The following is a 23156-nucleotide window of genomic DNA, read 5'->3' on the forward strand; positions in this document are numbered from 1 at the left end:
ACCTTTTAAATTTAAATTTTTATCTCCCGAGTTTGCAGAATCTTTCGACTTTTAATATTTTGGAGATTCCTGCTATTGTTGTGCCGTAGAATATTATTTTTTTGTTGTATTTTTTAGCGAGGTTCCAGATTTCTTCGAAAGTTCCGTTTGCGATGGTTGAGCCAGTTGCTAAAACAATATCTGAGTTTTTTATTACTTCTTCATTGTATTTTCCGTGGATTATTCTAACTCCATACTTTATTTTTCCAATATTTTCAGGATTTAAATCACTTACTAATACATTTTCCGCTCCAAAGGTATCTACAATCTCTTTAACAAATGCTGGTTGTAATCCAACAACCCCGATCTTCTTCGGATTTAATTCTTTTAAATATTTAACCAACTCTTTTGCACACTTCTCTGGCTCATCCCCCGAGCAGTGGACTGTTCTATCCACTAACCCAAGATACCTCATAACTGCATTTAACGTTGCCACAACCTCTGCCCTACTTCCTTTATCCAAAAGCTCCCTTACAGTTCCTTTAAATTCAACGGGTTTATCTGTGAAGGCATCCCCATAACATCCTTTAAAATCAGCCCTCAACAAAATCTCCTTCCCACTCATCAAAGGATAATCCTTAATTCGAGTAGTATCCAACTTAGTATCAGAAATCTTTATCTCCACAACCTCATCCAATAACCTATTCTTTTCAACAAGATCTTTTAAAAACCCTCTAACATCAACCATAACGTTCACCATTTAGATTTATTACAAATTTCATTAACGATATGATCAATACTGCAATAATAATATGCACAACTGCAATTGCAAGTGCAAGATCTATGTTTCCAATGGATACATTTAAAAATATAGCTATTGGAAGTGTCTCTGTCTTCATCTTTGTGGCTCCTGCAATCATCAACGTTGCTCCAAATTCTCCGATAGCTCTTGCCCATCCAAGAATCGCTCCAGCAAGTATCCCACTTTTTGCCATTGGAAGAGTTATCTTCAAAAAACTTTCAGATCTACTCAAACCCAAACTTTGAGCCACATACTCATATTTCACATCTATACTTTCAAAGACAGCTCTTGTTGTTCTAATTATAAACGGGGTTGCTATTACAAATTGTGCGAGTATTATACCATTTTGAGTGAATACCAGATCAAGTATATTGTTAATAAATTGTCCAGTGCAATTATTTCCCAAAAATAAAAGCAATCCAAACCCAAGCACAAGAGGTGGAAGCAAGATTGGAAGATTTATTAAGCTGTCAATAATCTCCTTCCCTTTAAAGTTGTATCTTGCAAGTGCATATCCAGATGGGACACCAATCAATAGAGCGAGGATTATTGCAATAATTGAACATTTTACACTAAGAGCAACCGAAAATCTAACTTCTTCTGATACTAATGCATCAAATAAATTTTTTATAGATATGTTTTCAAGTATGGAAATTAGTATACAAACAATCATTGCTAAGAACAAAATTAATGGGATGGTTGAAATAGTTTTCAAGTTATTTTGAATCATAGCAAACCCCTTTAAGATTAATATTTAAGATTTAAGTTTAATCTTGTTAGTTCCCAATTATTTCAAAACCATATTTTTTAAATATATTTTTTCCATCTGTTAAAACGAAGTTGTAAAATTTCTCTGCATTTTCTTTATTTTTTGTAGTTTTTAATATCGCTATTGGAACTGTCTTTATAACATTGTATTTTGGATCTATTGGGATAATATCTACCTTATCTTTATTTTCAACAGCATCAGCTCTCCAAACTATCGCAGCATCAACATCTCCTTCTATAACATACATTAAAACCTGTTTTACGGTAGCTCCTCTAACAACAACATTCTTATTAATTTTTTCTGAGATTCCTGGATTGTAGTTTTCCGCTTTTTGTAGAATCTTTTTAACTGTTCTTCCAATTGCTATGTCGTCATCCCCTAATGCTAATTTAACTCCTGGCTTCTCCAAATCTTCAAGACATGTTATATTCTTTGGATTTCCTTTTTGGACTACAATCACAGGTATATGTTTTGTAAAATTTTCGTATTTTAGTATGTATCCTTTTTTCTCAAGTTTTCCAATGTAGAAATAAGCTCCGGGCATGAATATATCTCCTTCGTTTGATGCTAAGATTTTTGAATAGAGATACCCGCTTCCTGCGTAGTCATACTCCAATTTTATCCCATACTTTTTTTCAAACATCTTTCCAATTTCATCCATTGGCTTTTGCATTCCAGCTCCAACATAGGCATGTATTACTTCTTCTTTAGTTTCAGTTTTTTGTGTGCATCCAGAAGCCAAAATTGTTGTTATTATTACCAATAACCCAAATATTGATGCTATTTTTCTGTTCATAATCTCACTCAAATAAGAACGTGAATCATGCTTACAATTTTTTATTTTAATGTTTGCTTTTGTTATATGCTATTCATGTATTATATATATACTTTTCGGTATTAGGATACCTACTTCCTATACGTGTATTTAATTAACAATACCAATAGAAAATTATATATAAACCTAATATCATAAGGAAAAATAATTCCGTATGAGGTGATCTTATGATAAAACTTCTCTACGAGGGTGAATTTGTTAGAAAAAATAATATAATAAAAAAAGCATCGTCCTCAATAACTTTTATCCAAACAAAAAGTCATAATATAATAGTAGATACGTCAACAAAGGATAAAAGAGAGTTGATTATAAAAGAATTAAAAAAATTAAACTTAGAACCAAAAGATATTGATGTAGTTATAAATACCCATAGACATTGTAATCATGTAGCAAATAATGATTTATTTTGTAATGCTGAGATATACTCCTCTGCACAAGAATGCATTGTTGAGTATAATGGCTGTAAGCTATATACTAGTATAGACGAAATTGAGGAATTTACTCCAATTGAAAAATTTCAAGATGATGAAATAACGATATTAAAAACTCCAGGGCATACGTATGGTTCTGTTTCAGTTGTATATGGGGATTATGTTATTGTTGGGGATGCCGCCCCACTAAGAGAGAATATCATAGAGGATATTCTACCTCCCAGTATAGTTGATTATAGATCTGCAAAAGGAAGTTTGAGAAGAATAAAATTATTAAAAAAGAATGTTATAACTGGACACGATGGGATTGTTTATAAAGAAGAGTTTATTTAGTTAATTAATACCATATCCATATATGTTGTATCGTAAGTATTGAGACAAGTAGGGTGGCAATATTAGGCATTTTCATTAAAATATCATATTAAGATATGAAAATTAGTCCAACTAATTTTTATAATTCTTATTTATGTATCCAATTATTTATATCAATATAGTAAAGGAAAAAAGCAACCTACAACCGTAAAGTATATATATCATAACTTATCATTATTAGATTGCTGTTAAATATATAGGAAATAGGTTTCCTACTACCGATAATTGAGGTGAGTTTATGAGTGTTTATGATGAGATTGCTCCAAATGCAAAGAAAGTTGCTATTTATGGAAAAGGAGGAATTGGTAAATCAACCACAACTCAAAATACTGCTGCTGCGTTGGCATACTACTACAATTTAAAAGGAATGATCCACGGATGTGATCCAAAAGCCGATTCAACGAGAATGATTTTACACGGTAAACCACAAGAGACGGTTATGGATGTGTTAAGGGAAGAAGGGGAGGAAGGAGTTACGTTGGAAAAAGTCAGAAAAGTTGGATTTGGAGGAATTTTATGCGTAGAAAGTGGAGGGCCTGAGCCAGGAGTTGGCTGTGCTGGAAGAGGAGTTATAACCGCAGTTAATATGATGATCGAACTTGGAGGGTATCCTGATGATTTGGATTTTCTGTTCTTTGATGTATTGGGGGATGTTGTATGTGGAGGATTCGCAATGCCACTAAGAGATGGGCTGGCAAAAGAGATCTATATTGTCTCTTCGGGAGAGATGATGGCTCTCTATGCAGCTAACAACATTGCGAGAGGTATCTTAAAATATGCTGAGCAATCAGGTGTTAGGTTGGGAGGAATTATCTGTAATTCAAGAAAAGTTGATGGAGAAAAAGAGTTGATGGAAGAGTTTTGCGAAATGCTGGGAACCAAGTTAATACACTTTATTCCCAGAGACAATATTGTCCAAAAAGCTGAGTTTAATAAGATGACAGTTGTTGAATTCGCTCCAGATCATCCCCAAGCACATGAATACAAAAAATTGGGGAAAAAAATTATGGATAATGATGAACTGGTGGTTCCAACTCCACTTTCAATGGATCAACTGGAAAAACTCGTTGAAAAGTATGGATTGCTTGATTAATAAGATGTTATAAATATTTGCCCAATATTCGTTTAATTATGGCTTCATTTTATTGATTTTAGTAAAAAGTCCAAAGATGATGGGGTGGAATTTTGAAATTAATAAAAGCAATTATAAGGCCAGAAAAAGTGGATGATGTAATTAACGCATTGGAAAATGCTGGTTATCCATCTTTCACTAAGATTGATGTTGTAGGAAGGGGGAAACAGGGTGGATTAAAGATTGGAGAAATATTCTATGACGAACTTCCAAAAACGATGCTATTAATTGGCGTTAATGACGATGAAGTGGATGAGGTCGTGGAGATCATAAAGATCAACGCCCATACAGGAAATTTTGGAGATGGAAAGATCTTTATTCAGCCAATTGAAGAAGCTTACACGATTAGAACAGGATCTCGAGAGTTGTAGGGATCGGTGAAACGATGAAAGAAATCTTAGCAATTATTAGGCCTAACATGGTAGCAAAGACAGGAAAAGCACTTGAAGCTGTTGGATTTCCAGCAATGACGGTGATTAGTTGTTTTGGGAGAGGAAAAGAGAGGGGATATATTGATGCAAAACTTCCCGAAGATGTAGATAAAGAGAAAATCCTCAAAGAAGGAGAAAAGTTGGGAATGAGAATGAAATATATTCCAAAAAGAATGATCTCGATAGTTGTGGATGACACAGATGTCCCTCTCGTAGTGGGAATAATAATGAAGATAAATAAAACTGGAAAGCCAGGAGATGGAAAAATATTCGTTATGCCAATTGATGAGGCAATAAGAATAAGAACAGGAGAGTTTGGAATTGAAGCAATAGGAAACTAATTATAAATTCGAGTATTTAATTAGTTATTAATATGGGGATATGATTTAAATAAAATAGCGAGTTAAAATAGACAAGGTGAAATACTATGCCCTTTGTGTTATTGGGTTGCGATAAACCCATACCTGAAAGAATGAAGCATACTTACATTTACGATCCAGAGGAGGAGATAATCCCTGCCTGTAATATTAAAACGGTTCCGGGAGATATGACTGAAAGAGGTTGCACATTTGCAGGAGGTAGGGGAGTCGTTGGAGGGCCGATAAAAGATGTTATACATATGGTTCATGGCCCTGTAGGGTGTGCTTATTACACTTGGGGAACAAGAAGAAATCTATCTGATTGTGAGTTGCATAGAAGATACTGCTTTACAACAGACATGCAAGAGGCAGATGTTGTTTATGGGGGAGAGAAAAAACTTGAAAAAGCTTGTTTAGAGGCAGCCGCAGAATTTCCAGAAGCAAAGGGAATTATCATTTATGCAACATGCACAACGGGTTTGATCGGAGATAATTTGGGAGCAGTTGCAAAAAAAGTAGAAGAAAAAATAGGAAAACCTGTCTTTGCTTGCAACTGTCCGGGATATGCAGGTTGTTCTCAATCAAAAGGACACCACATATTTAACACAGAGTTTTACAGATGGCTAAAAAAAGCAAGGGAGAAATTTCCAGAAAAATGTTTAAAAGAAGAGGAAAAAACACCCTACGATATAGCAATAGTTGGAGAGTATAATATGGACTGGGACATGGCAGTTATAAAGCCGTTATTTGAAAAAATCGGGTGTAGGGTTGTAACTGTCTTTACTGGAAACGCTTCGTTTGATGATTTGTTTAAATTGCCAGATGTTAAGTTGTGTGTCGTTCACTGTCAGAGATCTGCCAACTATATTGCAGAGATGATTAGAGACGGATTTAATATACCAAGAATTTGGGTTTCATTATTTGGAATTGAACAGACAGCTGAGGCGTTAAGAAAAACAGCAGAATCATTAAATATACCAATGGATAGAGTTGAAGAAGTTATAAAAGAGGAAATTGAGTCAATAAAACCACAAATAGAGTTCTATAAATCAAAATTAGAAGGAAAAACCTGTCTTGTTTATGTTGGAGGGCCAAGAACATGGCACTGGGTTAGAGCGATGAAAGAACTTGGAATAAAATATGTCGTTGCATGTTGCACATTTGCTCATGAAGATGATTATGAAAAATTAAATAAAAACTTTAAAAAAGCGGGACTTAAAGGTGTTTTAGTTATCGATGCCCCTAACGAACTCGAATTAGAAGAAGCGGTTGAGAAATACAAACCCGACTTTATGCTTACTGGATTAAAAGAAAGATATTTATTCAGAAAATTTGGAATTCCGACAATCAACTCTCACAGCTATGAACAGGGACCATATGCAGGTTTTAGAGGATTCGTTAACTTTGCAAGAGATATTTATAAAGCAATTTATCATCCAATTTGGGATATTGTAAAAGAAGGAGAGAAAAAATTCGAAGGGCTTAAAAAATGCGAAAATATATAAATTTTAACTTTTGGGTGATCGCATGGCTATAAATTATGTTGAAAAACAGAGAGCAGGGACTATAAACCCAAATAAAACATGTCAACCAATTGGGGCAATGTGGGCTACTTTGGGAGTACATAAAGGGATTCCATTTGTCCAGGGATCTCAGGGATGTTGCACATATGTAAGATACGCATTTAACAGACATTTTAGAGAACCTGCAACGATTGCAGTTGCTTCATTTCACGAAGATGCTGCTGTTTATGGAGGAATGAGAAATTTAGTGGAAGGTTTAAGAAATTTAGTAGCAAGATATGATCCTGAGTTAATTTCAGTTGTAACAACGTGTTCCTCTGAGACAATAGGAGATGATATAGAAGCATTTATTAGGGCAGCAAGAAAAAAGATTGCCTCAGAATTTGGGGAGGAAAAAGCAAAACTTCCAATAATTCCAATTCACTGCCCATCGTATCAAGCAAGCCACGTTAAAGGATATGATAACGCGGTTAAGGCATTCTTTCAGTATTTTACCTCTGGAAAGAAAAGAGACGAAGAAAAAGCTAAAAAAATAATGATAGTTCCAGGATTTGGTGTAAACCCGGGAGACATTTTAGAGATTAAGAGAATATTGAATATGTTTGGTTTAAAAGAAGGAGAGGATTATTCCGTTTTATTTGACATTAGTGAAACGCTTTATCAACCTCTCAGAGCACCAATTAGAGAAATTCCTTACTATCCAAGTGGTGGAACAAAAGTTGAGGAATTTGAAGATATAATAAATGCAAAAGCCATTTTCATCCTTTGTAAGCATGCAGGAGGAAGTGGAGCAGTATTTTTGGAGAGGAGATATAAAATTCCTGCTTATTATGGATTACCAATAGGAATTAAAAATACGGATGATTTTATTATAAATATTGCAAAGATCACCGGATTAGAGATTCCAGATAAGTTATTGGATGAAAGAGGAAAGTTGGTTGATGCAATAGTTGATACCATCCACTACACCATGGATAAAAAAGTTGGTATATTTGGAGATCCGGACTTTGTTATATCTGTTTCACGGTTTGTGTGTGAAATGGGAATGAAACCGACTGTTGTTAATACTCAAACTCCATCTACAACCTATAAAAAGGCAATGGAGGAGCTTGCAAATGAATATAACATAGATATTGAAGTCCAATACTCCGATCTGTGGGACTTTGAAAAATCAGTTAAAAAGGAGGAGATAGATCTTCTCATCGGGCATCCAAGAGGAGGAGTTAAAATAGCCGAAGATATGGGTATAGGATTGGTAAGAATGGGATTCCCAATATATGACAGAGTTGGTTATTTCAGATGGCCAATTGTTGGATATATGGGAAGTTTAAGGTTTTTTGATGAGATAGTTAATACAATATTAGACACGCAAGTTCCATGGGATCAAAAACAACAATAACAAATATGATATTAACAAATATGATATTCGGGATACGATGATCGTTGAGTTTAAAAAATATGACGAATTCGGGAACATTGTAGAAGGAGATAACTTCCATTGTATTGTTTTTTACATAAAAAAGAAAGAAATTCCTCACAAAGATGCTATACTGTTTGAGGCAGTAAAGGTAGAAAATATCCCCGGAATTGTTGCAAAATATCTAATAGATGAGATCGAAGGAGGTTATGGGGATCCTGAGGAGATTAAAAACGTTGAAGAATTAAAAAAATTTGGAGTTCCAGATGATATAATCGATGCAATAGAGGAAACCTTAAAAAAATATGGCATAAATTGGCTTTTCAGAGTTAGAGAAGCAAATAAATAATTAAAGAAAAAATTGGTTAAATAACCAAAATATAAGGGTGATATTATGTGTTATGGAGAAATCGGAATCTTTAAGGGCTTTATAGTAAAAGGAGATGTTAGAGTTCCCTTAATTGAAATAAACGGAGAAGTGAGGGAAATAATGATTCCAATATCTCAAAATGTTAAGATCGGAGATAAAGTTATGGTTTACAACTCTTACAATTTTGATTATGAGTTTAATTATATAAATATTGAGGCACTTAAATTAGCACTATCTATGATTCAAAATGTCAAATCTCTGTTAATTCATTGAACTTTTTTCTTCCTCTTTTTCCTCTCTTATCCTAAATTTTTATATTTTTCATTTTTAGGACAGATAATATGTTAATTTATACATAAAGTTTAATTAAAGTTTAATTGTATAAATTATTATATTCGTGAATTTAAAGACATTAAAAAATTAATTAAAATAATTAAAATTAATCAAAAACAAAGTTTTAATATATGAAACAATTATGGCAACATCAAAAATTATTTAATAACCTATATATATTCAAAAAACTAAAACTAACACCATCGGTGAGAGTATGATTATATTTGGACTATTTGGAAAAACGGGATGCGGAAAAACAGAAATACTGCAGGAGTTAAAAAAGAAACACCCTGTTATAGATATTGAAGAAATCGCAAGAACACGAGGAAGTGTGCTTGGAGATCTTTATCACCTAAATATGAGAGATCAGGAGGAGTTTTCTAAAATAATAAACGAAGAAATCGAACGTGTCAAAAAAATCGGATATGTAGTTGTTGAATATGAAGGTAGAAAAATAGGAGGGGAGAAAAAACTAAAAATACCCGATCTTCTTGGAGACATTAAAAATTACACATACAAGATTCTTATCGACTGCCCATATGAATGTCAGATAAAGAGATTAATCTCTATCTACAAACCAAAAAATGAAGAAGAGAAAAAAATCCTTCTAAATAAATTCGAAATACTTAAAAATAGCTTTAAAAAGCCAGAAATGATCGAAACAGTAAACAAGATAATAGAACTAATAAAAGAAGATAACTACTATGAATCAGCGAAGTTAATAGAAGAAAAACTTTATAGAGAACACTATCTAAGAAATGTGAGAAAAATAAATCCTGATTTAGTTGTATACAATGAGAACATTTCAGAATCAGTAAAAATTATCGACTCCTTTATTAAAGAAAAATTAAAACTTCATAACATAATTTGAGGGAAAATATGGATGAAGAAATTTTATCTCGACTGATAAATTTTACAGGAGATGTTGTTTTATGTATTGTGTTGAATGATGGGAGAAAGATGATAACCAACGGAGAAAAAATATTAGCTGGAAAAATAGAAGGAGATCTCGCATCGTTTATACTTACCTCTTCAAGAGAACTCATCAAAGATGTGAAAAAAAATAAAACCAATAAGCCAGTAATAAAAAATTTTGGGGAGTATAGTGTTTATTTGGAGTTGGTAGATACTGAAAAATATTTAAAATCAATAGGGGGAGAGCTAACTAATACCACAATAACCGTTAAGGAATTGTTAGAAATTATGAATGATGAGAACATTATATTAGTTGATGTAAGAAGCCCAAGGGAATTTAAAGAAGAAACCATCGATGGAGCGATAAATATCCCTCTATTTTTGGATAAAGAGCATGAATTAATAGGAAAAATTTACAAAAAAGAAGGAAAAGATAAGGCAATTGATATAGCAATTGAAATAATCGAAAATGGGCTAAAAAGAATTTTAAATGAGGCAAAAAATCTTGATAGGAAAAAAACAATTGTCGTTTTTTGTGCAAGGGGTGGAATGAGGAGTCAAACAATGGCTTTAATTTTACAACTTCTTGGATTTAAAGTAAAACGGTTGATAGGGGGTTATAAGGCATTTAAGCATATATCGGGAAAAATAATGATAAAAAATAAAGATAATAAAAAAGTAATAAAAAAGATAAAAATATAATACAGATAAATAATAGTATCATAGTATTATAAAAGTATTATAAAATATATAAAAAATAAAATTAAAGAAGTTTTAAATTTCCAGTTATTTTGTCTATCTTTTCATCCTTTTCTGGGCCAATAGCAACAGCAGTTAAAGTTCCGGGCTCTAATTGGGTGTGTCCGGCATCTCTAATGATTGAACAAGGTAATCCTTCACTCCTTGCTTTGTTATACACGTCTAACAGTTCTTTCTCTGAGTTTACCTTAACTACAACCTTTTTCTGTCCACTTCTTAACCATTCCTCAACTATTTTTGAATTTTTCCTTTTAGCATCTAAAAATGCTTCTATTATTGCATGACCACCCTGAGCAACCATCTTTCCCTTACCCATTCCAAGATCGTTTCTTATCACAACAACCATCTTCATAATCTCAACTCTCATATATTCATACACTTGTATATAACCGTAGGTTAATGCCAAAGGTTATAAAACCATGATAATAATGATTAATAAAAACATTAACAACCAATTTAAAAAGATTTTGAACTAAAAATTTGAGGATAGCATAAGATATAAATATTGAAATTTACGGTTAAGCAATATAATAAAAAATTAATAAAATTTAGTAAAATTGAATGAAATAACAATAAAAATGAAGGATGAGAGATATGGAAGAAAAAGGAGTAGATGAGAAGGATATACTGGAAGAATTAGAGAAATATAGAAAGATGGATTTAAAGTATGAGGATGGAAAAATTTTTGGATCCATGTGTTCCAACGTATTGCCAATAACTAAAAAAATTGTAGATATGTTTTTAGAAACAAACTTAGGAGATCCTGGGTTATTTAAAGGAACTAAGATCTTAGAGGAAAAAGCAGTTTCACTTCTCGGATCACTAATGAACGGAAAAAATGTCTATGGTCATATAGTAAGTGGAGGAACGGAAGCTAATTTAATGGCATTGAGATGTATAAAGAATATTTGGAAAGAAAAAAAGAGAAAAAACCTAACAAAAAATGAAAATCCAAAAATTGTCATTCCAATAACTGCCCACTTTTCGTTTGAAAAAGGAAGAGACATGATGGATTTCGACTATATCTACGCCCCCATAAAAGATGATTATACCATAGATATAAAATTTGTTAAAGATACCGTTGAAGATGAAGAAATAGATGGAATTGTTGGAATTGCAGGAACAACAGAGTTAGGAACTATCGATAATATTGAAAAGTTAAGCAATATCTCCAAAGAGCATAACATCTACCTCCACGTAGATGCAGCGTTTGGGGGGTTAGTAATTCCCTTCTTGGAGGAAAAATATAAAAGAAAAAATATTAGCTACAAATTTGATTTTTCACTGGGAGTGGATTCAATAACAATAGATCCACACAAAATGGGACACTGTCCAATTCCCTGCGGGGGTATACTGTTCAAAAATGAAACTTACAGATCTTATTTAGATGTAAACGCTCCATATTTGACTGAAACAAAACAAGCAACAATCTTGGGAACAAGAGTTGGCTTTGGAGGGGCTTGCACCTACGCTGTTTTGAAACTTTTAGGAAGAGAAGGGCAAAGAAAGATAGTGAGTAAGTGTATGGATAACACCCTCTACCTTAGTAAAAAGTTGAAAGAGAATGGATTCGAGACCGTTATAAACCCTATATTAAATATTGTTGCAATTAGAGATGAAAACTACAAGGAAACATGTAAAAATCTCAAAGATAGAGGGATATATGTTTCAATTTGCAACTGTGTTGAAGCATTGAGAGTTGTTATCATGCCCCACATAAAAAAAGAGCACATTGACAACTTCATAGAACAATTATGTGAAGTTAAAAAGAACTAAAATAATATTTTTTAAAATTTTAAATAGTTATTCATTAGATTATTCAATATTTTAATCATAAAATTTGAAATACAAATATCGAAAAGTATATAAGCGAATTTAGATAGTATTATTTAAATAATACCTTTAACTAATGCCAATTTTTTATTTTTTAGATTTTTAAAAATTGTAAAATCTTTGGGGGGAGGGGGATAATGGATAAAGCATTGAAAGATACCCTTATAAAAAATATTGTAGAGATAGACCAAAAAATAACAAGATTAGAGTGGTTATTAACTACCCATAAAAATGAAGATGAGATAAAGTATATTCAAGAAAAGATTAACGAACTAAAACTTAGGAAAGAAGAATATTTAAACACTTTACGAAATTTAAAATAAAACTTAATAAACAGAATAGGAAAAATTAGTTAAATGAACCCACCTAACATAATTAAAATACTTATTAAAATACTTAAATGAAGTATCCAATAAACCACGTAAAGCAAATGAGCATAATCTTTAAATATCTATTTTGTATATGATAGTTGGTAGTTATTTTTATTCAACTAATTTTTTGGAGGTGTTTAACTATGGAAGAAAGAATCTACACTATACCTTTGAGAGACGTTATAAATAGATCAGTTAGAAACAAGAGAGCTCCAAGAGCAATAAGAAAGATAAGACAGTTCTTAAAAAGACATATGAAAGCAGAAATTGTTAAGATAGACAGTGAATTAAACGAAAAAATTTGGGAGAGAGGCATTCAAAAACCACCTGCAAGAGTAAGAGTTAAAGCAGTTAAAGAAGGAAATGTTGTAATTGCAACATTAGCAGAATAAGTGATCAATTATGATAATAAGAAAATACTTCTCAGGAATCCCGACAATCGGTGTATTAGCATTAACTACCGAAGAAATAACTTTACTTCCAATATTCTTGGATAAAGATGATGTAGATGAAGTGTCAAACGTTCTAAAAACGCACTGTCTACAAACAAATATAGGAGGCAGTTCTTTAATCGGTTCTTTATCTGTTGCGAACAAGTATGGTCTCCTACTGCCTAAAATTGTTGAAGATAAAGAGATGGAAGAGATAAAAAAATTTTTAAATGATATTGGGTTGGATCTAAATATTGGCATAATAAAATCAAAAAACACGGCTTTGGGAAACCTGATCTTAACAAACGATAAAGGAGCGCTAATTTCTCCAGAATTGAAAGATTTCAAAAAAGATATAGAAGATTATTTGAACGTTGATGTAGAGATTGGCACAATAGCAGAACTTCCAACCGTTGGGAGTAATGCAGTTATAACAAACAAAGGATGTTTAACACACCCATTAGTTGAAGAAGACGAGCTTAAATTTTTAAAGGATCTTTTTGATGTTGAATACATAGGAAAAGGAACTGCAAACAAAGGAACAACATCAGTAGGGGCTTGTATTATTGCAAACTCAAAAGGAGCAGTGGTTGGTGGAGACACCACAGGTCCCGAACTACTGATAATAGAGGATGCGTTAGGTATGATCTAATACTCGGATGTTTATCTTATGCCCTTAGTATATTCTTTTAGTATTTTAGTATTTTTATTTCCTGCTTTATTTTTGATTTTATTGTTGTCTTAATTTAAAGATAATTTTAATTTTATTTTCGATTTTATTTCCATAATGGACTATTTTTTCAACATAATACTCAAAAAACTGATGATTTATGATATATCCACAAACAATACCAATGATCATTCCAGCAAACACATCAATTGGATAGTGCACCCCCACATACACTCTACTATACCCCACCAAAAATGCCCAAATTAAGAAAAGAATTCCTAATTTTCTCGAATATCCAAAAAATAGAAAAGTTGCAGTGGCAAACGCCAGAACAGTGTGCCCACTTGGAAAACTTGATTCTACCCCTTTGTATAACAATAGATGAACATTGCTTAACACTAAATACGGTCTTGGCTCATAAATTATATACTTTAAAACATAGGTTAAAATAACTGCAAAAATCAGACAGAAAACCAATTTAATCCCTAACTTTCTGTTTTTAATTAGAAGTGTTAATGCAATAACTCCTACAAGAGGATAGACAGTTTTAGAAAGTATAATCATAAATATATCGAGTATTGGATTATAATGAGAGTTGATAATATAAAATAAATTGTAATTAAAGTTGTAAATATTTATATTCCCGAAATTCATTGTTTTTATATCATAAAATTTCTGGAGAACATTTCCAAAATACGCTACTGCTAAGAATCTCGGTAATCTACCAACTATCGTTCCGATTGCAAATAGGGTTAAATCCATTTCAAATATTCCTGCAAGCCAAGCAATAACCTTATAAGGCAGAGGAGAAAATCCTGCTAAAACCACTCCATAAACCCCATACTTATCAAAAAACTCTTCTCCTTTTTTTAAATACTTCTCTCCAAAGATTTTTACAAAAATAGGATGTCCGAGTTTATACCCTAAAAAATAACCAAAAATTCCTCCAAGAGTAGTTCCAACAGTAGCCACTATTGCAGTGATTATTGGATTTAAACCAAAATAAGACGCCCCAATTATAAAGACATCTGGGGGTATCGGCTGGATAAACGCCTCAGTAAATGAAATTAAAAATATCCCTACATATCCGTAATGACTAACCAAGCTTTCAGCAATTGCATACAAATCCATAAAACCCCACCAAATCAAATGTCAACTTAACAACTTATAAATGTAGGTTATATTTACCTCTTTATGTGTTATTAAATTTATCGATATAAAAAATTATTTATAAAAAATTATTAAAGTTAAAAAGTTGCGAAATAAGATCTGATATTTAATTTTATAAAATTTTTTTAACTTAAAGAGTGTGGAGCAAATATGCTATATATTACAATAACAGAAATAACAAATGATAAAATAGAAAATACAATAATTTTATGCGTGATATTTATGTTAAAGATCGCATGGGGCATAACAGGATGCGGAGATAAAATTAATGAAGTTGTTGAAATAATGAAGAAGTTAAAAAATAAACACAACTTGGATGTAGATGTATACCTCTCCAAAAATGCAAAGATCGTGATCAAGTGGTATAAATTATGGCAAGTTTTAGAGGATGAATTTTACGATTTGAGAGTTGAAGTAAACTCAAATGCTCCTTTTTTAGTTGGAAAACTGCAAACTGGGAAGTATGATCTGTTTTTAGTGGCTCCTGCAACTGCAAACACAACAGCAAAGATTGCTCACGGTATTGCAGACACGTTAATAACGAACTCAGTAGCTCAAGCGATGAAAGCGAGAGTTCCTGTCTATATATTCCCTCCAGATAACAAAAAAGGAACCGTAGAAACTATCCTTCCCGGAAATAAAAAATTAACTTTATACATGAGAGATGTTGATATTGAAAACGTAGAAAAAATTAGAAAGATGGAAGGAATAGAAGTACTAAATAAGCCCGAAGATATAGAAAAGGTTATTTTAAAACACATTGAATTAAAAAAGAGAGAAATTAAGAAATAAGGTAAAATTTAGACAAAATGAGATAATAAAATAATAAAAAGTGATAAAAAATTAAAAATTTCTTATAATGCCTCTTTTCCTTCTTCTTTTGTTCTTACTCTTACGACTCTTTCTACTGGTAGGACGAAGATTTTTCCGTCTCCTGGGTTTCCGGTTCTTGCATTCTCGCAAATAATGTTAATAACATCATCAACATCCTCTTCCTTAACAACCAACTCAATCTTAACCTTCGGAATCAAATCAACAATATACTCCCTCCCCCTATACCTCTCAACAATTCCACCCTGAACTCCCCTACCCTTAACCTCACTAACAGTCATACCAACATAACCAGCATCTGACAAGGCCTTCTTAACAATCTCCAACTTCTCAGGCCTTATAACCGCCTCAACCTTCCTCATCATCTCACCTCATTTTTCAGTGGTTTAATTTTTGTTTAGTGATGATCTTGTTTTAATCATTTTTATTTTTATCTGAAAGGAAAAAAGATACTCTGTTCCTAAATAATAAGAAGGAAAATTCCTTCTTTGGAAAAGTATATATTTAAGTGTTTCTATTAGAGGAATTAGGAAGATGGGTAGTAGGTAGGTCAATTCCTATAAAAGTGTTTGAGGTGAAACATATGGATGGTGTTAATGTTTTCTTTTTTATGTGGGCTGCATCGTTGATATTTTTTATGAAAGCAGGGTTTATAGCGTTGGAAATCGGACAATTTAGGGCTAAAAACGTATCATATCATTGTGTTTTAAAGTTATTGGATTTGGCAGCGGTGTTTATCGCTTATCTATTTATTGGTTATGGGATCTCCTATGGTTTGGAGAATATACTCCCCCTGATAACAGGAACATTTAACGCCGATTTGGGAGCTTGGTGGATGAAGATGGTTATGTTTGCCGCTGCTGCTGTAACTATAATAACAGGAGGGGTTGCTGAGAGAATAAAAATTCTACCTTACTTTATTGGTGCTTTAATAGTTGGAGGTATTTTATATCCAATTGTTGAGCACTTGGTTTGGGGAGGCGGTTTTGCCAGTTTGATGGGAATTAACTTCCACGATTTTGCAGGAAGTGGGGCAGTTCATTTGTTTGGAGGTTTGGTTGGTTTAATGGCTGCTTATGTCTTAGGACCAAGAATTGACAAATATATAAATGGAAAACCACAGGCAATTCCTGGGCATAATATTCCAATAGCTGTTTTAGGGGCTTTTATATTAGCGTTTGGATGGTATGGATTTAACGTTGGAAGTGCTTCAGATCTATCAAGCGGTGTTGAGTTAGCAAGCGTGGCTTTGGCAACCACTATGGCCTTAGCAGGAGGAATTATAGGAGGGGCGTTAAGCTCAAGAAACGATCCTCTCTACACAGCTAACGGTATGTGTGCTGGTTTAGTCGCTGTTTGTAGTGGAGCGGATATATTCACACCAATTGGTGCTTTAATAGTTGGATTGATTGCAGGTCTTCAACAACCATTTACCTACAAGTTTATAGAAGAAAAGTTAAAGATTGATGATGTCTGTGCTATCGGCCCAGTTCATGCAATGAGTGGATTAATTGGAGTTATCTGTGCAGGAATCCCATTTTTATTGAGATCAGATGCTGTTTCTAAGGTCTCTTTAACTGGGCAAATAATTGGAGCCATTGTTATTGCTTTAATTGCAATTGTTGGAGGATTAATTATCTACAAAGGATTAGATCTAACTATCGGTTTAAGAGTCGATAAAGAAGCAGAAAAAGTCGGTTTAGATAGTGCAATCTTGCAAACAACTGCATACTCAGAAGAATAGATCTAATTCTTTTTACACATTTTATTATATACTCAGAAAAGCTAAATTAAGAACGAAGAATAGGATATAGAAAAAATAGAAAATAAAGATAAAAACAAAAAAATAAAAAATTATCTTCTGACACTCAAAAACATGCATTTCAAATATTCCAAATTTCTGTTTCCTATTGTAATCGGATGATCTGGGGCTTGTCCTTTATAATCAACAATTACCATATTTTTTTTAGCCCTAAAAGCAGATGAAATAACTGTTTTTTTAAACAACTCCTTATCTACATGATGAGAGCATGAACAAGTAATCAACATCCTATTTGTTAATCTAATTCCAAGGTAGTTTAGAGAGGAATATGCTCTCAAAGCATTTTTTAAATTTTTCTCTGTCTGAGCAAAAGCAGGGGGGTCTAATATAACGACATCAAACCTCTCTCCGTCTTCTATAAATTCTTCCATAATTTTAAATGCATTCCCTTCTATAAACTCATATTTATCCTTTGGAATATTGTTTAACTCCATATTCTCCTCAGCAGTTTTTAGGGCTTTTTTTGATAGATCAACTCCAACAACCTCTGCCCCTCTAATAGCTGCATGAACAGAAAAACCCCCAGTATAACAGCATACATCCAAAACCCTATCCCCCTCTTTTATAAACCTCTCAAGATATAACCTATTCTCCCTCTGATCCAAGAAAAAGCCAGTTTTATGTCCTTTAACATTAACCTTAAACTTCGCTTCTCCCTCTTGAATAACCGTCTCGAATTTTTTCTTATTTCCAAAAATTTTATCCTTTATTTTCTCTCCTTTTTTTCCTTTTTTTACATATATGGTTTCTAAATCAGATAACTCAAATAGTGCCTCTATTATTTCGTTTAAATATTTTTTTTCTATTAGTTTTGACATTAATTGCATTGCTCCAAGTTCGTTGTATTTGTCGAAGATTATTGTTGGAAGCTCGTCTCCCTCGGCATATATCCATCTATAAGTGTTTTTGTAGTTTAAAATTTCTTCTCTGTATAGTTTTGCATTTAATATTCTTTTATAAAAAAAATCGTAATCAATATCCTCGTTTTTGGTTGTCAATATTTTTATAATCACTGAATTTGGGTTGTATAGGGCTTTTGCTACAAATTTTCCTTTGTATGTTAAAATAACAATTTCCTCTTTTTTTGGGAGATCTTCTTTATTTACTACTGCCTTTGTATAAATTATTTTAGAAAAATTTTGTATTGAGTTGTAAGCTCTTTTATCCACTTCTAACTCTACCAATCAGATCACCACTTCTTAATTTCTTTTATTTTTTTCTATTTTTAGTTTTTTATTAACTTTTTTATTTTATTGAATCTTTTACTCTTCTTTATCATCTTTTTTGCTAACAAGATACGGAATATCATCTTTTTTATATACTTTAACTTTATCTCCTTCTTTTAACTCCATACCTTCAATTTTATCGAATTCGTAAATTTCGTAGTTTTTATCATCCATTACCATTATATTAGGATTTGTTGAGATAACGGTTGCTGTTTCTAAGTCATTATCTCTTTTAGATATTTTTGTCTCTTTTTCAGCAATATGCCAAGGAATTCCTATCTTCTCTCTTCTGCTGTCAAGGGATTTCATATAAACTTTATCTTCTGTTATTGCACTAACGAGGTAGGGTTTTTCTTTATAGATCACAACATCTCCCACCCTATACTCTGGAATTCTTACAGAGACGGTTACTCGATAGAGATCTTTACCACTATCCCTATCTACGCCAATTAACGTAGCGGTTTCTGTAATTTTTCCCCCATATTTCTCCTTAATTCTCTGAGCCACATTTCTTGCTGCCCCTACTGAACCAAGTTGATAGTCCAATCCTTCTTTTTGTGGAATAAATTTAGAAATAAATGCCATCCTATCTTTTTTTAATCTTTTTAATAACTCTTCCCTAACAAATTTATCTAATATTTCTCTTTCTTCTTCCGTTAAATATCGATTCATTGCTCTAATTTGGAGTGTTGCCTCATAGTAGTTTGACATGAATCTTGAACACCTTGGACACTGAACCATCCTTATATGCACTTCAATATCTCTTTCTTCTGTTCTGTTCTCTTTTTCTCCAGGTAATCTCCCTTCTGCAATTATATGGACGGGAATTATTAACTTACTCCTCTTTCCTCCGGGAAGTTGTGTAATTTTTGGATAGATCTCAACATCTACCATAACGCTCTTTTTTTTAATTGCATCTTTTGTGGCGTAGTAGGCAATTTCTTCCAATATTTCGTAAGCATCTTCTCCTTTTGGTGTTTGCCATACTTTTCTTTTATAAGATCCACACAGATGGCAGACCTCAACTTCCACTCTGTTTGGAACTTCTATTAATGGGTGTTCTTGGGCATAGCAGAGGGGGCATAAACCATCTATCAACTCATCCTCTGCTCCACATCTATAACATACTCCTCTAATTTTCATAAATCGATACACCTCCTTTTGTCATTTTGTTTTATTACTTGCTTATGATATTATTTGGTTATTATTACTTTATTTTTTATTTTTCTTTTCCCATAATTTCAATTTCATCTAAGTAATTAACATTGAGCAGTTTAGAGGCATTATCCATAAATTTCGAAATCTCTAAAAACCCTTCACTGTTTACTAAACATATTAAATCATCTTTTCCTTCAAAATAGGACTTTACAAATTTGCATTTTATTATTTTTTCAGTCCTAATTTTATTTTTTTGTTTGTGAATTATTTTTATTTTTATCTCATCCCCGTGTGTGAAAGATATTTCATCTTTTTTAATATTTGTTATAATATTTCCAAATCTATCGATGTGTATAATTTTCTTTTTTACTTCATCTAATTTCACAAAATCTCTTAAACGCTCTCCTTCATACTTTCCTTCTTTTAAGATCTCAGCTCCGACTACTGCATAAATATCTCTTCCGTGGAACGTTGATGATGGAGAGTATTTCTCCTCATCTATTCTAAAAATTTCTTTAACTCCAAGTTTTTTTACAACATATGTGAATAATCCATTATCTGGCCCTACGAGATAATCTCCTCGTTCTGTTTTTATCACTATGGAGTTTCTCTCGCTACCTACTGTTGGATCTACTACTGCAATATGGACTGATGGAGGGAAGTGAGGAATTGATGTTAGGAGAACATATGCTCCGTGATATATGTTAAATGGCTCTATTTCATGGGATATATCTACGATCTTTACATCCCTATCTTGATCTTTATCTTTTAATAGGGATATAATTTTTCCTTTCATTGCTCCAACGTATCCTTCTCTTGTTCCAAAGTCGGTGGTTAGGGTAATTATATTCATCTAAAATCACCAATTTTCTATTTTTATTTTTTAAGTTTTTGAATTATTGGTTATCGGACTTATTAAAATTGGTTATGTAATAAATTCAAATTAAACGTTAGATGTTATTTAAATCGCTAATATAACTAATTATAAAATTAATATAAAATTAAAAATATAAATAATGGTAAAAAGGTAAAAATCAAAAATAAAGCAGGAAATAAAAATACTAAAAGAAAAGATAAAAAGGGAAAATAAGATAAAATAAAATAATTTGTTTAATTTTTTATATTTATTCTTCTTTGAAATATTCGTCATAAACGCCTTCATCTATTTCTTTTTGAACTTCTTTAGGATCTTTTCCTTCAACTGTTACACCCATTGAACCACAAGTTCCTAAAACCTCTTTTACTGCATTCTTTAATGTGTAAGAAAGCATAGCATCTCTCTTCATTTTAGCAACTTTTATAACTTGGTCTAAGGAAAGATTTCCTACAACTTCGTGTCTTGGTTCATGAGCGGCTGTCTCAATTCCCAACTCTTTTTTAATTAAAGCAGTTGTTGGAGGAATTCCTACTTCAATTTCAAATTTTCTTGTTTCAGTATCTACTATAACTTTAACTGGAACTTGCATTCCTTCATAGTCCTTTGTTTTTTCGTTTATTTCATTAACTACTTGCATAACATTAACTCCCAATGGTCCAATTGCTGGTCCTAATGGTGGCCCTGCAGTTGCTCTTCCTCCGGTAACTAATACTTCAACTACCTCCTTAGCCATAAAATTCACCTCATTGTATTTTAGGATTTTAAAATTTTATTAAAAATTTTTATTTTAGTATTTGGTATTTGCATTTAGTATTTTGTTTGGGTTATTTAAATTGCTTTATTTAAAATGTTAAGATCCCCTGTATAGGTATGGATTGTTGTATTGTGTGTTTTTGTTTTGAAGTTTAAATGTTTATGTGATAGAATAGTTAATGCATAAATGAGTATATAAAGTTATCCTTCTCCCTTTCAACACGTATCATTGATGTTAAAATGTTAATAATATTTGAGATGATAGTAAAATATAAAGTTAGTTTTGGTTGATTTTTTAGTATATGAAATATGAAAGAATTATGTATTTAGATAATATTTAATAAATTCTAAATGCAATTTCTATATTAATATCATCAATTTTGACACATTTGGCAAATCCGAGCATTTCTAACTTTACCCTTCCAGCAATAACTTCTTTCTCTTCGAATCCTTTTACTATTTGAGGAATTATATCCACATTTATAACCCTTCCCAGCACTCCATCAGTTCCGTTTCTAACGTCTTCTCTAAGTGTTGAGGTTATAAATACTAAATCTCCATTTTTTAACGTTTTTACAACATCTAAGTTTAATGCGTTGATTATTGTGAACGTTTTTATATGATTTTCGATAAATTCGTTAATAGCGGTTTCATTTATTCCAAACAATCCGCAAACCTTCATCATATCACCAAAATATCGAATCAAAAGTTTTATTATTTAATATTATTTAGTTATATTTAGTTAATATCAATTCGTAGATTTGCATGTGATATAATAGGAATACAATAAAAATACCTATATGCTTTAAATATACATAGGATATTCTTTTTTACTCTTTGACATCATTTTTAAGTGTTGTTCTGCTAATTCTTTGAGCTTATTTTCAATGGCTTCCGCTTCTTTAATTAAATTTTCAACATTAACGTTTATATCTAACATTTTGTTTAATATTTCTAAAAGATTAGCACCCCCGCGAGGATCTGGTCTAATTCCCACTGTCTCAGCTAACAAACCAACTGCATCTATTCCTGCATCACCGCATCTAATTAAAATATTCCCACTCATCCCTCCAACAACTCCAAATTTAAATATTTCGACATAATTTTTTAAATACTCTATCATTTTATTATTGTTTGCAATTCCAAATACTTTTTCAGATTTTCCAGCCATTAAACCTCCAAGTGAAATAAAAAGTTTTGCATCTTTCTCCAAAAATGTTTCTACTATCAACCTTGAGAGTTCGTTTATTTTTGCTGGTGGGATTATAACATCTGAAAATAACACTACAAGATCTTCTTTTGCATATGCTCTAACTGGAGGATATGGAATACCGTTTTCAATCGTCGTTAGAGGAGGAACTCCTTCAACCTCAAAGTATCCGAAATATTTTAGATTCAACTCTTTTATTATTTGAAAACCTGCAATGCTCCCCACTAATCCAGTTCCTGGAAAAGCTTCCAATATTACTGGGTTGTTGAAGTTTATATCTTCCTTTTCAATAAATCTCATAATCATCCCCTTTGTTTACAATGTTCAATTATGTATCTATATCACATAATCACTTTTATAATTAATTAAAATTAAAT

General features: G+C 32.1%; 28 protein-coding genes. 16 read left to right on the top strand and 12 right to left on the bottom strand.

Features of this window, described 5'->3' with window-relative positions:
• Positions 1–19 precede the first annotated feature (19 nt).
• The 3 genes from METVU_RS05260 to modA are packed head-to-tail and all read right to left on the bottom strand — an operon-like array spanning position 20 to position 2346.
• On the bottom strand, positions 20–727 hold the full coding sequence (locus METVU_RS05260; RefSeq protein WP_015733155.1) for a Rossmann-like domain-containing protein: 708 nt from the start codon (positions 725–727) through the stop codon (positions 20–22).
• Positions 720–1511 (bottom strand): ABC transporter permease, encoded by a 792-nt coding sequence (locus METVU_RS05265; RefSeq protein WP_015733156.1) that lies wholly within the window; start codon positions 1509–1511, stop codon positions 720–722. Before METVU_RS05265 ends, METVU_RS05260 begins: the two co-directional genes overlap by 8 nt.
• A 46-nt stretch (positions 1512–1557) precedes the next feature.
• Entirely contained in the window at positions 1558–2346 is a 789-nt protein-coding gene (gene modA, locus METVU_RS05270; RefSeq protein ID WP_015733157.1) for a molybdate ABC transporter substrate-binding protein, read from the bottom strand.
• A gap of 206 nt (positions 2347–2552) precedes the next feature.
• Here modA and METVU_RS05275 point away from each other — a divergent pair, with 206 nt between their 5' ends.
• From METVU_RS05275 to METVU_RS05320, 10 genes are all read left to right on the top strand, one after another.
• Positions 2553–3149, top strand: coding sequence for an MBL fold metallo-hydrolase (locus METVU_RS05275; protein ID WP_015733158.1), 597 nt, complete (start codon positions 2553–2555; stop codon positions 3147–3149).
• Between the two features lie 277 nt (positions 3150–3426).
• Positions 3427–4281, top strand: coding sequence for a nitrogenase iron protein (gene nifH / locus METVU_RS05280; protein WP_015733159.1), 855 nt, complete (start codon positions 3427–3429; stop codon positions 4279–4281).
• A gap of 92 nt (positions 4282–4373) precedes the next feature.
• Complete coding sequence (locus tag METVU_RS05285) at positions 4374–4691, top strand: P-II family nitrogen regulator (RefSeq protein ID WP_015733160.1); 318 nt, start codon at positions 4374–4376, stop codon at positions 4689–4691.
• A gap of 14 nt (positions 4692–4705) precedes the next feature.
• Positions 4706–5092, top strand: coding sequence for a P-II family nitrogen regulator (locus tag METVU_RS05290; RefSeq protein WP_015733161.1), 387 nt, complete (start codon positions 4706–4708; stop codon positions 5090–5092).
• Between the two features lie 86 nt (positions 5093–5178).
• Complete coding sequence (locus tag METVU_RS05295) at positions 5179–6615, top strand: nitrogenase component I subunit alpha (RefSeq protein ID WP_015733162.1); 1437 nt, start codon at positions 5179–5181, stop codon at positions 6613–6615.
• 22 nt (positions 6616–6637) lie between these two features.
• Positions 6638–8032, top strand: coding sequence for a nitrogenase component 1 (locus METVU_RS05300; protein WP_015733163.1), 1395 nt, complete (start codon positions 6638–6640; stop codon positions 8030–8032).
• Positions 8033–8069: 37 nt separating this feature from the next.
• The gene (locus METVU_RS05305; RefSeq protein ID WP_015733164.1) at positions 8070–8399 is read left to right on the top strand and encodes a hypothetical protein; all 330 of its coding nucleotides are present in this window, start codon (positions 8070–8072) and stop codon (positions 8397–8399) included.
• A gap of 45 nt (positions 8400–8444) precedes the next feature.
• Positions 8445–8693 (top strand): hypothetical protein, encoded by a 249-nt coding sequence (locus METVU_RS05310; RefSeq protein WP_015733165.1) that lies wholly within the window; start codon positions 8445–8447, stop codon positions 8691–8693.
• 274 nt (positions 8694–8967) lie between these two features.
• The gene (locus METVU_RS05315) at positions 8968–9624 is read left to right on the top strand and encodes a selenouridine synthase SelU-like subunit (protein WP_015733166.1); all 657 of its coding nucleotides are present in this window, start codon (positions 8968–8970) and stop codon (positions 9622–9624) included.
• Positions 9625–9632: 8 nt separating this feature from the next.
• Complete coding sequence (locus METVU_RS05320; protein WP_015733167.1) at positions 9633–10370, top strand: selenouridine synthase SelU-like subunit; 738 nt, start codon at positions 9633–9635, stop codon at positions 10368–10370.
• Between the two features lie 61 nt (positions 10371–10431).
• Here the strand turns inward: METVU_RS05320 and pth2 are convergent, their stop codons facing one another.
• Complete coding sequence (gene pth2, locus METVU_RS05325) at positions 10432–10782, bottom strand: aminoacyl-tRNA hydrolase (protein WP_211204364.1); 351 nt, start codon at positions 10780–10782, stop codon at positions 10432–10434.
• Between the two features lie 239 nt (positions 10783–11021).
• Between pth2 and mfnA the strand changes: the two genes are divergently transcribed.
• The 4 genes from mfnA (at position 11022) to METVU_RS05345 (ending at position 13714) form a co-directional block, all read left to right on the top strand.
• Complete coding sequence (mfnA, locus tag METVU_RS05330; RefSeq protein WP_015733169.1) at positions 11022–12203, top strand: tyrosine decarboxylase MfnA; 1182 nt, start codon at positions 11022–11024, stop codon at positions 12201–12203.
• 194 nt (positions 12204–12397) lie between these two features.
• The gene (locus METVU_RS05335) at positions 12398–12583 is read left to right on the top strand and encodes a hypothetical protein (RefSeq protein ID WP_015733170.1); all 186 of its coding nucleotides are present in this window, start codon (positions 12398–12400) and stop codon (positions 12581–12583) included.
• 191 nt (positions 12584–12774) lie between these two features.
• Positions 12775–13023, top strand: coding sequence for a 50S ribosomal protein L31e (locus METVU_RS05340; RefSeq protein ID WP_015733171.1), 249 nt, complete (start codon positions 12775–12777; stop codon positions 13021–13023).
• A gap of 10 nt (positions 13024–13033) precedes the next feature.
• Positions 13034–13714, top strand: a complete 681-nt coding sequence (locus tag METVU_RS05345) for a translation initiation factor IF-6 (protein ID WP_015733172.1) — start codon at positions 13034–13036, stop codon at positions 13712–13714.
• A gap of 78 nt (positions 13715–13792) precedes the next feature.
• On the opposite strand, the gene METVU_RS05350 is transcribed toward METVU_RS05345, so the two are convergent.
• Positions 13793–14863, bottom strand: a complete 1071-nt coding sequence (locus tag METVU_RS05350; RefSeq protein WP_015733173.1) for a phosphatase PAP2 family protein — start codon at positions 14861–14863, stop codon at positions 13793–13795.
• Between the two features lie 261 nt (positions 14864–15124).
• Between METVU_RS05350 and afpA the strand changes: the two genes are divergently transcribed.
• Positions 15125–15694 (top strand): archaeoflavoprotein AfpA, encoded by a 570-nt coding sequence (afpA, locus tag METVU_RS05355; protein ID WP_048197065.1) that lies wholly within the window; start codon positions 15125–15127, stop codon positions 15692–15694.
• A gap of 62 nt (positions 15695–15756) precedes the next feature.
• On the opposite strand, the gene glnK1 is transcribed toward afpA, so the two are convergent.
• On the bottom strand, positions 15757–16095 hold the full coding sequence (glnK1, locus tag METVU_RS05360) for a P-II family nitrogen regulator GlnK1 (RefSeq protein WP_015733175.1): 339 nt from the start codon (positions 16093–16095) through the stop codon (positions 15757–15759).
• A gap of 221 nt (positions 16096–16316) precedes the next feature.
• Here glnK1 and amt point away from each other — a divergent pair, with 221 nt between their 5' ends.
• A complete protein-coding gene (amt, locus tag METVU_RS05365; protein WP_048196836.1) occupies positions 16317–17477 on the top strand; it encodes an ammonium transporter in 1161 nt (386 codons plus the stop codon).
• 110 nt (positions 17478–17587) lie between these two features.
• Here amt and METVU_RS05370 read toward each other — a convergent pair whose 3' ends face one another.
• The 6 genes from METVU_RS05370 to METVU_RS05395 all read right to left on the bottom strand — a co-directional run bounded on the left by METVU_RS05370 (position 17588) and on the right by METVU_RS05395 (position 23079).
• Positions 17588–18739, bottom strand: coding sequence for a class I SAM-dependent rRNA methyltransferase (locus tag METVU_RS05370; RefSeq protein ID WP_048196838.1), 1152 nt, complete (start codon positions 18737–18739; stop codon positions 17588–17590).
• Positions 18740–18817: 78 nt separating this feature from the next.
• A complete protein-coding gene (locus METVU_RS05375; RefSeq protein WP_015733178.1) occupies positions 18818–19924 on the bottom strand; it encodes a 60S ribosomal export protein NMD3 in 1107 nt (368 codons plus the stop codon).
• Between the two features lie 76 nt (positions 19925–20000).
• The gene (locus METVU_RS05380; protein WP_015733179.1) at positions 20001–20792 is read right to left on the bottom strand and encodes an SAM hydrolase/SAM-dependent halogenase family protein; all 792 of its coding nucleotides are present in this window, start codon (positions 20790–20792) and stop codon (positions 20001–20003) included.
• Positions 20793–21063: 271 nt separating this feature from the next.
• Positions 21064–21549, bottom strand: a complete 486-nt coding sequence (locus tag METVU_RS05385) for a 50S ribosomal protein L11 (protein WP_015733180.1) — start codon at positions 21547–21549, stop codon at positions 21064–21066.
• A gap of 357 nt (positions 21550–21906) precedes the next feature.
• A complete protein-coding gene (locus METVU_RS05390) occupies positions 21907–22251 on the bottom strand; it encodes a DUF473 family protein (protein WP_048196840.1) in 345 nt (114 codons plus the stop codon).
• 123 nt (positions 22252–22374) lie between these two features.
• Complete coding sequence (locus METVU_RS05395; protein ID WP_015733182.1) at positions 22375–23079, bottom strand: proteasome assembly chaperone family protein; 705 nt, start codon at positions 23077–23079, stop codon at positions 22375–22377.
• Positions 23080–23156: the final 77 nt, after the last annotated feature.

The organism is Methanocaldococcus vulcanius M7 (assembly GCF_000024625.1).
GTDB lineage: Archaea > AGJL01 > Methanococci > Methanococcales > Methanocaldococcaceae > Methanocaldococcus > Methanocaldococcus vulcanius.

Excerpts from the sequence above, each read along its gene's own strand:
- METVU_RS05260 (WP_015733155.1), bottom strand. The coding sequence starts at position 727 with ATGGTTGATGTTAGAGGGTTTTTAAAAGATCTTGTTGAAAAGAATAGG.
- METVU_RS05265 (WP_015733156.1), bottom strand. The coding sequence starts at position 1,511 with ATGATTCAAAATAACTTGAAAACTATTTCAACCATCCCATTAATTTTG.
- modA (WP_015733157.1), bottom strand. The coding sequence starts at position 2,346 with ATGAACAGAAAAATAGCATCAATATTTGGGTTATTGGTAATAATAACA.
- METVU_RS05275 (WP_015733158.1), top strand. The coding sequence starts at position 2,553 with ATGATAAAACTTCTCTACGAGGGTGAATTTGTTAGAAAAAATAATATA.
- nifH (WP_015733159.1), top strand. The coding sequence starts at position 3,427 with ATGAGTGTTTATGATGAGATTGCTCCAAATGCAAAGAAAGTTGCTATT.
- METVU_RS05290 (WP_015733161.1), top strand. The coding sequence starts at position 4,706 with ATGAAAGAAATCTTAGCAATTATTAGGCCTAACATGGTAGCAAAGACA.
- METVU_RS05295 (WP_015733162.1), top strand. The coding sequence starts at position 5,179 with ATGCCCTTTGTGTTATTGGGTTGCGATAAACCCATACCTGAAAGAATG.
- METVU_RS05300 (WP_015733163.1), top strand. The coding sequence starts at position 6,638 with ATGGCTATAAATTATGTTGAAAAACAGAGAGCAGGGACTATAAACCCA.
- METVU_RS05305 (WP_015733164.1), top strand. The coding sequence starts at position 8,070 with ATGATCGTTGAGTTTAAAAAATATGACGAATTCGGGAACATTGTAGAA.
- METVU_RS05310 (WP_015733165.1), top strand. The coding sequence starts at position 8,445 with ATGTGTTATGGAGAAATCGGAATCTTTAAGGGCTTTATAGTAAAAGGA.
- METVU_RS05315 (WP_015733166.1), top strand. The coding sequence starts at position 8,968 with ATGATTATATTTGGACTATTTGGAAAAACGGGATGCGGAAAAACAGAA.
- METVU_RS05320 (WP_015733167.1), top strand. The coding sequence starts at position 9,633 with ATGGATGAAGAAATTTTATCTCGACTGATAAATTTTACAGGAGATGTT.
- mfnA (WP_015733169.1), top strand. The coding sequence starts at position 11,022 with ATGGAAGAAAAAGGAGTAGATGAGAAGGATATACTGGAAGAATTAGAG.
- METVU_RS05335 (WP_015733170.1), top strand. The coding sequence starts at position 12,398 with ATGGATAAAGCATTGAAAGATACCCTTATAAAAAATATTGTAGAGATA.
- METVU_RS05340 (WP_015733171.1), top strand. The coding sequence starts at position 12,775 with ATGGAAGAAAGAATCTACACTATACCTTTGAGAGACGTTATAAATAGA.
- METVU_RS05345 (WP_015733172.1), top strand. The coding sequence starts at position 13,034 with ATGATAATAAGAAAATACTTCTCAGGAATCCCGACAATCGGTGTATTA.
- METVU_RS05350 (WP_015733173.1), bottom strand. The coding sequence starts at position 14,863 with ATGGATTTGTATGCAATTGCTGAAAGCTTGGTTAGTCATTACGGATAT.
- afpA (WP_048197065.1), top strand. The coding sequence starts at position 15,125 with ATGTTAAAGATCGCATGGGGCATAACAGGATGCGGAGATAAAATTAAT.
- glnK1 (WP_015733175.1), bottom strand. The coding sequence starts at position 16,095 with ATGAGGAAGGTTGAGGCGGTTATAAGGCCTGAGAAGTTGGAGATTGTT.
- amt (WP_048196836.1), top strand. The coding sequence starts at position 16,317 with ATGGATGGTGTTAATGTTTTCTTTTTTATGTGGGCTGCATCGTTGATA.
- METVU_RS05375 (WP_015733178.1), bottom strand. The coding sequence starts at position 19,924 with ATGAAAATTAGAGGAGTATGTTATAGATGTGGAGCAGAGGATGAGTTG.
- METVU_RS05380 (WP_015733179.1), bottom strand. The coding sequence starts at position 20,792 with ATGAATATAATTACCCTAACCACCGACTTTGGAACAAGAGAAGGATAC.
- METVU_RS05385 (WP_015733180.1), bottom strand. The coding sequence starts at position 21,549 with ATGGCTAAGGAGGTAGTTGAAGTATTAGTTACCGGAGGAAGAGCAACT.
- METVU_RS05390 (WP_048196840.1), bottom strand. The coding sequence starts at position 22,251 with ATGAAGGTTTGCGGATTGTTTGGAATAAATGAAACCGCTATTAACGAA.
- METVU_RS05395 (WP_015733182.1), bottom strand. The coding sequence starts at position 23,079 with ATGAGATTTATTGAAAAGGAAGATATAAACTTCAACAACCCAGTAATA.